The 11,748-nt window shown below is 52.6% G+C and carries 8 protein-coding genes; all 8 read left to right on the forward strand.

Going from position 1 to position 11,748, the window contains the following annotated elements; translation table 11 throughout:
* Window positions 1–97: 97 nt before the first annotated feature.
* Complete coding sequence (locus tag MKX63_RS28410) at window positions 98–805, forward strand: N-acetylmannosamine-6-phosphate 2-epimerase (RefSeq protein WP_341023329.1); 708 nt, start codon at window positions 98–100, stop codon at window positions 803–805.
* Window positions 792–1,625, forward strand: a complete 834-nt coding sequence (locus MKX63_RS28415) for a MurR/RpiR family transcriptional regulator (RefSeq protein ID WP_341021906.1) — start codon at window positions 792–794, stop codon at window positions 1,623–1,625. Before MKX63_RS28410 ends, MKX63_RS28415 begins: the two co-directional genes overlap by 14 nt.
* Before the next feature lie 734 nt (window positions 1,626–2,359).
* On the forward strand, window positions 2,360–3,277 hold the full coding sequence (locus MKX63_RS28420; protein WP_341021909.1) for an ROK family protein: 918 nt from the start codon (window positions 2,360–2,362) through the stop codon (window positions 3,275–3,277).
* A gap of 27 nt (window positions 3,278–3,304) precedes the next feature.
* On the forward strand, window positions 3,305–4,891 hold the full coding sequence (locus MKX63_RS28425) for an FAD-dependent oxidoreductase (RefSeq protein ID WP_341021910.1): 1,587 nt from the start codon (window positions 3,305–3,307) through the stop codon (window positions 4,889–4,891).
* Window positions 4,892–5,312: 421 nt separating this feature from the next.
* Entirely contained in the window at window positions 5,313–6,869 is a 1,557-nt protein-coding gene (locus tag MKX63_RS28430) for a stalk domain-containing protein (RefSeq protein ID WP_341021912.1), read from the forward strand.
* Window positions 6,870–7,433: 564 nt separating this feature from the next.
* A complete protein-coding gene (locus MKX63_RS28435) occupies window positions 7,434–8,963 on the forward strand; it encodes a methyl-accepting chemotaxis protein (protein WP_341021914.1) in 1,530 nt (509 codons plus the stop codon).
* A 224-nt stretch (window positions 8,964–9,187) separates the two neighbouring features.
* Complete coding sequence (locus MKX63_RS28440) at window positions 9,188–9,685, forward strand: DinB family protein (RefSeq protein ID WP_341021916.1); 498 nt, start codon at window positions 9,188–9,190, stop codon at window positions 9,683–9,685.
* A gap of 310 nt (window positions 9,686–9,995) precedes the next feature.
* Window positions 9,996–11,744, forward strand: a complete 1,749-nt coding sequence (gene iorA / locus MKX63_RS28445) for an indolepyruvate ferredoxin oxidoreductase subunit alpha (RefSeq protein WP_341021917.1) — start codon at window positions 9,996–9,998, stop codon at window positions 11,742–11,744.
* Window positions 11,745–11,748: the final 4 nt, after the last annotated feature.

Consider the following 11,748-nt stretch of genomic DNA (forward strand, 5'->3'; position numbering starts at 1 on the left):
GCCCTTGGCATGCGGCTGGGTACAGTAATTCTTACTGTTAAATTCTGATGTTGTACTTGTTCAATGGATGTAGAATACGAGAGAGAGGGTGGGGACCCTGAGCAAAAATATACTGGAAAGCCTGCACCACGGGCTGATTGTCTCCTGCCAGGCACTGCCGGATGAGCCGCTGCACGGGCCGGAGATCATGGCCCGGATGGCCGTGGCGGCTGCGGAGGGCGGAGCCATCGCCATCCGGGCGAACGGGGCAGCAGATGTGCGGGCGATCAAGCAGGCGGTTGCGCTGCCGGTGATCGGCATCGTGAAGCGCAATTACCCGGATTCGGACGTCTATATTACCCCTACGCTTAGAGAGATTGAGGAACTCCTGGAAGCGGGGGCGGATATTATAGCTTTTGACGGGACCCGGCAGACCCGGCCGGAGCATTCTACGCTGGAGCAGATCATAGACCTGCTGAAGGCAAGCCCGGCAGCGTCCATGGCGGATATCTCCACTCTGGAGGAAGCGCTATACGCCGAGTCGCTTGGGGTCAGCTGTGTCTCGACCACTTTGTCGGGATATACATTGTATTCCCGCCAGCAGGAAGGGCCGAATCTGGAGCTGCTGGAGCAAGCTGCACGGCGGCTTGAGATTCCGGTCATTGCCGAAGGCCGGATCAGCCACCCCGCCCAAGTGGAGGCAGCGCTGAATCTGGGGGCCTATGCGGTGGTGGTAGGCTCCGCAATTACCCGGCCGCAGATGATCACCCGGCCGTTCGCAGCAGCGGCGAGAAAAGTGAGGATGAACCTTAATGGAAATGAATGACCGGATCAACACGTATTACCCGTCCATGACCAAAGCTGAGCAAAAGGTAGCCCGGTGTGTGCTTGAGCATCCGGATAATCTGATCTATTTGTCTGTGACTGAGCTGGCCGATTTTGCCGGAACGGGCGAGACTACCGTTATGCGCTTCTGCCGCAAAATCGGCTTCAAGGGCTATCAGGATTTTAAGCTGATGCTCGCACAGGGGCTGCCGAAGCGGCAGACTCTGACGGACGGCGAGCAGGGGGCAGGCGAAGGGGATTACGCCGACCATCTGTATTCCCTGATGGTCGGTGTACTGCAATCCAGTCTGGGCATGCTGGACCGGGAGCAGCTGCAGCAGGCAATAGAGGCTCTGGATCAGGCCCGGCATATCCAGTTCTTCGGCGTAGGTTCTTCAGGGATCACGGCACTGGATGCCAAGAACCGCTTCCTGCGGATCGGGCGTCGGGTCGAAGCCAGCTCCGACAGCCACATCCAGGCGATGATGGCGGTGACGATGGGACCGGGTGATGTCGCTTTTGGCATCAGTGTATCGGGCAGCACGCTGGATACGAATGATATGCTGATGAAGGCCAAGCACAATGGGGCCAAAGTCATTGCCATGACTAATTACGCCAAGTCCCCGATTGCTTCAATTGCCGACATTGTGCTGCTGACAGCCGGGAAGGAATCGCCGCTGGAAGGCGGCTCCGTAGGGGCCAAGGTCTCCCAGCTGTTCATTATCGACCTGCTCTGCCAGGGGCTGGAGCAGCTCCATGGCGAAGAGACCAAGCGGATGAAGGAGCTGACCGCCCGGGCGGTTATTGACCGGATTTATTAGGGTGCGGGGGAAATGAAACGGTAGGGAGAAATGAAACGACTGGGAGAAATGAATTATATATTACATGCCGGTTAAGGGAACAGCGTTGGTGATATAGCGGACGTTGAGTTCGTCTGTTGAGTTAGGGTGTGAGAAAGAGGCGTGTAGGCGGAAAACCGAACACATTAGGGTCGGGGACAGCGCGTTGGCCAGATGTAATCGAAAAAACGATTACAATGCGCTGGCGAGAGGACAGATGGCCAGATGTAATCGGAAAACCGATTACATTGCGCTCACGAGAGGGCAGATGGCTGGATGTAATCGGAAAACCGATTACAAGGCGCTCGCGAGAGGACAGATGGCCAGATGTAATCGAAAAAACGATTACAATGCGCTGGCGAGAGGACAGATGGCCAGATGTAATCGAAAAAACGATTACAATGCGCTCGCGAGTGGGCGGATGGCCAGATGTAATCGGAAAACCGATTACAATGCGCTGGCGAGAGGACAGATGGCCAGATGTAATCGGAAAACCGATTACAATGCGCTGGCGAGTGGGCGGATGGCTGGATGTAATCGGAAAAACGATTACAATGCGCTCACGAGAGGGCGGACGGCTGGATGTAATCGGAAAACCGATTACAGGTGTATTGTTACTCAGGGATCATGCTCTATGCCGCCAGAAAGTTACCTTTCCTACAAGGATGGCAGCGCCGTTTCTGTGTGGTACAGACGCAGTAGTGGAGGTGGTGCGAATGCGGCAAGTCATTGGTTTAGATATCGGGGGGACAGGCATCAAGGGGCTTGTGACCGATGAAGCGGGGGTGGTTCTGGCGGAAGCCGGGCGCGACACGGAGGCCCGGCTGGGCCGGGAGGTTATTCTCGGCCAGCTCCATAGTCTGGTGGAGGAGCTGCTGGCGGAGCATCCTGCCGTGGAGGCGCTGGGGATTGGTTCGGCGGGCAGGGTGAATGCGAATACGGGCGAGGTGGTCTACGCCACCGACAATCTGCCCGGCTGGGAGGGCATGCAGCTTACGCAGTGGGCAGAAGCTGCTTTCGGGCGGCCTGCGGCGGCCGATAACGATGCCAACGCGGCGCTGCTGGGCGAGGCCTGGCTGGGCGCGGGACGCGGCAGGGCGAGCCTGGTCATGCTGACCCTGGGCACCGGGGTCGGCGGGGCGAATCTGGCGGAAGGCCGGCTGCTGCGCGGAGCCGCCTGGAGCGGTGGCGACTGGGGGCACAGCGTGCTGGTGCCGGGAGGCCGCCCCTGTAATTGCGGCAAGCGCGGCTGCGCGGAGCAATATGTGTCCGGCCAGGCGCTGCTGCGGCTGGCACTGGAGGAGACCGGCCGTGCGCATGCGCACGGGCGGGAGATTATGGCGGCGGCGGAGCAGGGCGACGCGGCAGCGCTGGCAGTGCTTGCGCGCTTCACAGCGGACCTGGCGCTGGTGGCAGCTAACATCGGGGCGGCGGTAGACCCCGAGCTGATTATAATCGGCGGCGGGGTCATTCAGAGCCGCGCGGTCTGGTGGCCGCTGCTGGCCGGGCAGGCGGACGGCAGTCTGGCCGCCCGGATCGTGCCAGCGGAGCTGGGCAACCGGGCAGGCTGCTTCGGCGCGGCCCGGCTGGCTCTGGAACGGCTGCGCCGCGCCGAAGGCGCAAGGCAGATCTAACTGCTGCGGCGGGGAGGAGATGGAGAGATGACTGGCGAACAGGAGAAGTGTTCGGATGTTGTGATTATCGGCGGCGGCCTTGGAGGAACGGCGGCAGCACTGGCCGCAGCCAAGGCAGGGCTGCGCGTACTTGTGACAGAGGAGACGGACTGGCTGGGCGGGCAATTGACCTCCCAGGCCGTGCCGCCGGATGAGCACCGCTGGATTGAGCAATCGGGCAGTACCGCAGCTTACCGGGAGTTCCGCAGCAGAGTCAGGGAGTATTACAGGCGGAATTATCCGCTTACGGAAGCTGCCAGGAGCAACCCTATACTGAATCCCGGCAACGGCTGGGTCAGCCGATTGGCACATGAACCGAAGGTGGCACTGGCTGTTCTGCAGGAGATGCTGGCTCCGTATGTGAACACCGGACGGATTGAGGTGCTCTATCATACGGTGCCGGTTACGGCCGATACTGAAGGGAATTACGTTACTGGAGTGACTGTACGGCAGGGATCGGGCGGTGACCTGATCAAACTGAGGGGAGCCTACTATCTGGATGCCACGGAGTGCGGCGATCTGCTGCCGCTGGCCGGAGTGGAGCATGTCAGCGGCGCAGAAGCCCGCAGCGAGACAGGGGAGCCGCACGCATTAGAACTCGCGGACCCGCTCGACATGCAATCGATCACCCATGTGGCGGCGGTGGACTATGTGCCGGGCGGAGACTTTATAATCCCGCGTCCAAGAGGTTATGATTACTGGCGCGAATATGTCCCCTCGTTCTCGCAATATCCGATCTTAAGCTGGTACGCTTCAGATGCTGACGATACGACCAAGCTGAAGCAGTTCACGATGTTCCCGAATGAGCAGGGGATTGTCTCCCTGTGGGATTACCGGCGGATCGTAGACCCGGCAATTTGGACGGAGCCGCTGAATGACGGAGAAGTCACTCTGCTAAACTGGGCTCTGAACGATTACTATGCCGGGCCAATTATCGGCGTATCGCCGGAGGAGCGGAAGCGGCATCTGGAGGGAGCACGGCAGCTCACCCTCGCACTTGTGTACTGGCTTCAGACCGAAGCGCCCCGCCTGGACGGAGGGAAGGGCTACCCGGGTGTACGGCTGCGCGGGGATGTGCTCGGCACGGAGGACGGGCTGGCCAAGGCCCCGTATATCCGGGAATCCCGGCGTATTCGCGGGCTGTACACGATAGCGGAGCAGGATGTAAGCAAGGAGCTGCGCGGACCGGCCGGGCCTAAGCGCTATGAGGACAGCGTCGGGGTAGGCAGCTATCATCTGGATCTTCATCCCACGACAGTGAGCCAGCGTACCTTTTATATCCCGAATCATCCTTATGAGATTCCTCTTGGAGCATTGATCCCGGTAAGGGTCAAGAACCTGCTCCCGGCCTGCAAGAACATATCCATGACCCAGATTGCGAATGGCTGCTACCGCCTGCACCCCACGGAATGGAACATCGGCGAAGCGGCGGGAGCCCTTGCGGCTTATGCCATCAGGCAACAGGTCGAACCATCGACGGTCAGGGGAAATACGGAGCATCTGGAGGCCTATCAGCAGCAATTGATTGCACTCGGCGTCCAGCTGCACTGGACCACAGAGGAGTTGGAGGCCTAAGCGCACATGCTCCTGCAATCCACCCTAACTTAACCGGCTATAATCACTTATCCAAGATAAGGTGCCCCGTCAGCGGGGTGCCTTTTTGGCATGGTCTACCTAGTTGTCGAAGTTACTTGGCAGCAAGTAGGTGGATAAACGTATCTTCTTTTATTGATTTTAGCAGAAACGGAGGAAGCAAGTGGAAATTGTACAACTAAATAGCTTCAGTCTCGCTCCTTAGCAGCAAATATGCAAAATTAAGTGCCTTTTTCCAACTCCTATCCTACTATGGCCTAATCGTCCATCTGCAAGTGTAGAAAATCCAACTATTTCCTCTTGCAAAAAATACTTTGCAGAGTACTCCCTTATGCTCCTTTAAAGGAAAAGGTAGATAAATGTCGAATCTAGTCACTATGACATTTCAAGGAGTGAATTTATTTTGTGTAAGACGATCAAACTTGCATCCACCGCTGTACTTGCTTTTCTGCTATGCTTCGTTTCTATTCCATCCGTATTTGCAGAAGCCGCTCTCATCTCAGACAAGAATCTGGAACAGGCAATTCGTATCGAGCTGAAGAAGCCGGCCGCGCCCCTTACCACAGAAGATCTGCAGAGCCTAACCTCCCTCTATCCTAAAGATCCTGAGCAGAAAATTAACAGTCTAAGCGGACTAGAGCTCGCTGTTAATATGAAAAGCTTAATGCTCCCTGGGCTGGGCATTACCAACATTGAGCCCCTTCAAAAGCTGCATAAAGTCACCTTCCTGGCTCTGAATGACAATCGGATCACTGCGCTTGAGCCTTTGCAGGAGTTGTCCCGGCTGGAGCAGCTTAATCTTGATTCGAACAACATAGAGAAGCTTGATGCACTAGCAGGATTAACGCAATTAACCGATCTGTTAATCGGCAATAATCAGCTTAAAGATCTGACGCCAATTCAACCATTAGTCAATCTGAACTGGTTAATCATCAGCGATAACCACATCCAGTCTCTTGAACCGCTAAGAAATCACCCGGAGCTGGAGCATGTCTACTTTGAGAATAATCTGGTCGAGGATATTAGCGTCTTAACTACTCTTCCGAAGCTTAAGGAGGTTGCCATCAGCCATAATCCTCTGAATGCAGGTGCACAGAAAATCCTGACCGCGCTCGCTGCCAAAGGCGTCGAAGTGCTTGATGAAGATACTACAGAACCTGCACCGCCTTCAAATCCCGACGAAATCATGGTGCATTTGAATGGTGAGCGTATGACATTCCAAGCTCCGCCCATCCGGCAAAATGGATCGGTCATGGTTCCGTTCCGTGCTATTTTTGAAGCATTGGGACTGAAGGTTGAGTGGGATTCCACAACGCAAACGATTAAAGGAAGCAAACCGGGTACGCTGATCAAGCTTAAACTGGGTTCAACAACTGCTGAGATTAATGGCAATCAGAAGAAACTGACAGTAGCCCCTGCTAACATCAAGGGAAGTACTTACGTGCCATTACGTTTCATCGGCGAGGCCGTGGACGCGAAGGTGAGCTGGCTCGCGGAGATTCAGACCGCCACAATATCTACGAAGCAGCCTTTTACAACCAAGGATAAAAAAATAAAGGTCACAGGCTACAGTGATTGGAGTGATGTAACTTCTTCTGTAGAGAATGCAGCAGATCGCGAGTTGTTCTTGATCTCACCCGAGAAGAGCATGCTGATTATTAGTCATTATAGTAAGACTGAATTAGGTATGAACCTTGAAGAATATATTAGCTTGGTCAAAAAAGATATAACGGACAAGAATGCCTCGAAAATCACAGAACAGTCCGTAAAAGCAGGGAAAATTAATGCGAAACAGTTGACCTATACTTTGAGCGATACAGATGAAAAGCTGACTTATCAAATGGTTTTATTCGAAAAAGATAATGAAATCTATACCCTGGTGTCAGCTTTTCCAGCGAAGATTAGCCAACAAGCCAAGGCAGAATTCAATGAAATTTTAAAAAGTATACAAGTGAACTAACTTAACCGAGATAACGGATAGGATATTGTGATGTTGTTCTTGAATTCTTTAGTCAAACATACTGTTTGTAATGAGGGAAGAGGGATAACATGCAATTACTTATTGATTGGCTAAACCGCAATCGGATATGTAAATGTGAAGCCTGTAAAACTGAGCTTAATGTTTATGCATACGTCTCTGATAAATCGCTGATTTTGTACTGTGTTGCATGTAATGAGTATTTTTTTAGAGCAGATCCTAACTCACCTGTAAATAAGTATGATGTTCCTGAAGGACTTTTAAAGCTCTGGGCAATGGACCCTTATAATATTTATTATAAAGGGCTTCCAATTAGCCAAGCATACGAGCCCAAGTGGATTAGATTTCTCCGGAAATTTTTAAAATAACGCTATACGTTAGTCAAATAACAGCGGCAGTCTGAGACTTTTTGTCAAGTCTTATTCTGCCGCTGTTTTATATTAAAATTTAAATATAAATTTATATATTAAATCTCATGTGTGTTATATACTCATTCTAGCCTTCCCGATGCATTTGACACCACTAGATGAGGAGAAATGAAATTATATGTCTATTCTGAACAAATTCAAAGGAATCACACCCGCAGGTGCGCCGCCCCAAACAGACCCTCAGCTGATCGGCCTATTAAGAAACTATGTGGAGCGGGCTGAACGAAATGAAGAGCAAGCCGATACATATTCTGCCGCAGTTCCTGATGAACTGCAGGCAATGTTAACGCGACTAACGTCCATGATACATAAACGCGAGGACTATTACAAGGTTCGGTTGGAGATGATCACTGAAGCGATTGAGATCTCCCTATGGGAAATGGATGTGTACGAGGGTGATCCGGTGAATCCGAATAATGAGTTCAGGTGGACCGATGAGCTGCGCCGGATGATCGGCTATACGGATGAGCATGACTTCCCCAATGTGCTGGAGAGCTGGTCCAACTGCCTTCATCCCGAGGATAAAGAGGGCGTACTGCAGCTGTTCGCGGATCATATGCTGGACCGGACGGGCACGATCAAGTACGATATCGAATACCGGCTCAAGACGAAAGCGGGCGAGTACAAATGGTTCCAGGCGACGGGCACAACCATACGTGCCGCTGACGGATCACCTATTATGGTAGCTGGAGCTTTGCTGGATATTCATGACAAAAAAATCAAGCAGGACGAGCTGAGTGCCCTGGTAGTCCGCTACGATCTGGTGAACCGCGCCTTGGTTGAAGCCCCTTGGGATATGGTGGTTATAGCAGGCGATCCGGTCAACCCGGATAATGAGTTCTGGTGGTCAGAGCAGTTCCGCAGAACAATTGGTTTTGAAGGCGAGCATGATTTCCCGAACCTGTTAAGCAGCTGGAGCAACCAGCTACACCCCGAGGATCTTCAGCCCACGCTGGATGCCTTCGCCAATCATCTGAATGATTACACCGGGCAAACGGATTATAAAGTGAACTACCGGCTGCGCTCCAAAAATGGCGAGTACCGCTGGTACCATGCAGGCGGCGAAACCGTTCGCGATGAGCAGGGCATCCCACTGAGAGTTGCCGGTACGATCCGGGATGTTACCCACGAAGTCACCAAAGAGGAAATTGTACGGCAGGTCAATGTACAGATGGAGGGCTTGCTGGCAGCGATTAATGAGATCGTCCGCGGCATTGTGTCGGTTACCGAGCAGGCTCAGGACATGGCCGAGGTCCAGGAACAATCGCACAAGGCAGCCATGGAAGTCAAGGTCAAGACAGGGGAGACCAAGGAGATCACCCAATTCATCAGCGAGATCTCGAACCAGACAGGCCTGCTAGGGCTGAATGCTGCGATTGAAGCTGCCCATGCGGGCGAATACGGCCGGGGATTCTCCATAGTGGCTGGTGAAGTGAGGAAGCTCGCGGAGCACAGCAAGACGGCATCGGGCAACATTGAAACCACCATGCAGCAGATGAATGATAAGGTTGACGACATCATTACACGGATTAACAGCATGTCCAGCCTCACCGAAGCCCAGGCCGCTCTGACTGAGGAGGTCAATGCGTCGATTGAAGATGTGAGCCGGATGTCGGAGGAATTGTTAAATATTCTGCGTACTTTATAATGGCTAACCGGAATGGAACACTATAGTTAAGATCAAAGAGCGAAACGAAGCTTCAAGCGTTTCGCTTTTTTGTGCTGCAAATTTCGGAACGCGATTGGACCTTCAGGGACATTACTATCAGATGTTTAAGATACAGGCGGATGCTTATTGACAAAGTGTTAGAATCCGGATATATTGAATTTCGGTAAATTATATTACGCACAATTAATAGGAGGAGCATACTGATGTCCGAATCCAATCATGCTTTTGGACAAGCACTGGTGAAATCTCTGGTAGGGGAACGTGGACATATTCCGATTGCCCGGGCCTTGCCGGATCTGACACTTGAGCTTGCAGGTTATACAATAGAAGGAATTCCCTACTCCATCTACCAGTTGGTGAAGCATATGGGCTACTGGCAGGACTTCATGCTGACCCATCTGGAGGGGGGCCGCCCACAGCCGCCTGCAAGTGTACAGGAGAGCTGGCCTGCGGAGAAGGCCCCGGCAGAAGAGTCCCAGCTTCAAGAGGCGATTATGCATCTGCTGGAAGGGGTCGATAAGGCAGTTGCCATTGCCCAGACCGTCCAGCTAGACGAGCCATTAGCCCATTTTCCAGGAGAAACCAAGGGCGGGCTTCTACGTAACATTGCCTCTCATAACTCCTATCATCTGGGGGAGATTGTTCTGCTCCGCCGTCTGCAGGGAGCGTGGCCGCCGCCGGGGGGCGGGTATCCTGCTTAAGGCTCAAAAGACGCAAATCCATTCGACATATTTTGAAAATAAATGAAATATATGTTTTTCTATGGAAAAGTCTGCGATGTTAGGTTGCAGGCTTTTTAATTATTTCAATTCTGTGAAATTTAGCAGATTTAAGAATAAAACAGCAGGAATTTATTAAAAAAAAGTAACAAATTTAATAGTAACACTATATTATTGACTATATCCTATTAACAAGTATAAAGTCCTATAAATGTTAATTGCATGAATTAGTACTTTGGGGTGTATGAGGCCGCGCTTTTCTGTTAAATGAGATGGACGAGAGGACGATCTGATGAAAGCTCTAATGATGGGTAATGAGGCAATTGCCAGAGGCGCTTATGAAGCAAATTGTAAAATCATTTCATCGTACCCCGGAACACCGAGCACAGAGATTGTCGAGAGCATCAGTGTCTATGAAGGCGTATATGCCGAGTGGGCACCCAACGAGAAGGTGGCGCTGGAAGTGGCGGCAGGCGCATGTATCGCCGGTATCCGCAGTCTGACCACCATGAAGCATGTAGGGGTCAATGTGGCGGCTGATCCGCTATTCAATATGACCTATGAGGGTGTGAATGCGGGCCTTGTCATTGTCTCGGCAGATGATCCGGGCATCCATTCCTCCCAGAACGAGCAGGACAACCGTATTTACGCCAGTCATGCCAAGATGCCATTAATAGAACCCTCAAGCTCCCAGGAATGCAAAGATATGATGCTTGAAGCCTATGAGATCAGTGAGCGCTTCAATACACCGGTCCTGTTCAGGACGACTACCCGGGTCTCCCATTCCAAAGGAATAGTAGAATTCCAGGAAGGGCTGGCTGTGGAAGAGAGGTATAAGACCTATAAGAAGAACAAGCTGGACCGGCTGCTGCTTCCGGCCATCTCCAGGCGACGTCATCTCGAAATTGAAGCAAATCTCCTGGAAATTCAAGCCTATTCCAACTCCTCCCCTCTAAATGTACTGGAATTCAGCTCCCCGGATATCGGCATTGTCACCAGCGGAATATCCTATCAATATGTTAAGGAAGTATTCGGAAATACAGTATCTGTGCTGAAGCTGGGTATGAGCTACCCGTTCCCGGATGAGAAGGCCCGCGCATTCGCTGCACAGGTCAACAGGATCTATGTAGTCGAGGAAGGCGAACCGTTCATCGAGACCTCCCTGAAGGCCATGGGCATTGCCTGCACCGGCAAGGAGATCATTCCCGTCTGCGGTGAGCTGAATCCGGAGATTATCCGGAAAGCCATCACCCGCGAAGAAATGGACTGCTACGAAGCTGTCCAAGTACCGCCGCGACCGCCGCGGCTGTGTGCAGGCTGCGGATATCTGGGACTGTACAGCGCGGTCAAGCAGCACAGGGATATTCTGGCCGCCGGAGATATCGGCTGTTACACCTTAGGTGGAACGGAGCCGATCAAAGCCCTGGATACGGTGCTCTGTATGGGAGCATCCATCTCCATGGCCACAGGCATGCAGCGGACCCAGGATTTCAAGCCGCTGGGCAAGAAGGTATTTGCCTTCATTGGCGACTCCACCTTTTTTCACTCAGGCATGACCGGGCTGCTGAACGCCGTCTACAACAAGACCCCTATCGTCGTTTGCATTCTGGACAACCGCTCCACCTCCATGACCGGTAATCAAGAGAATCCGGGCACCGGACGCACGCTGCAAGGCAGTACTTCGGAGCCTATACGGATTGAAGATATTGTGCTCGCACTGGGCATCAAACCGGATAACCTCATCATACTCGACCCCACTAACCTCCAAGAAACGCAGCAGTGTGTGGAGACCGCCAAGCTCAGCACTGAACCATTCGTCATCATCTCCAGGCATCCTTGCGAACTTCTCAAAAACAAAACCGAAACCAAAAGAAAATATGTTATTGACAACGCCAGCTGTGTAAACTGCAAAAAATGTACGATGCTGGGCTGCTCGGCGATCAAAATTGTGGACCGCCAAATCATTATTGATCCGCTCGAATGCAAGGGCTGCAGCATCTGCCAGCAGGTATGTCCCTATGACAGCATTAAGGAGGCTTAAGCGA

The sequence above is a fragment of the Paenibacillus sp. FSL R7-0179 genome (genome assembly GCF_038002265.1).
Taxonomy (GTDB): domain Bacteria; phylum Bacillota; class Bacilli; order Paenibacillales; family Paenibacillaceae; genus Paenibacillus_AQ.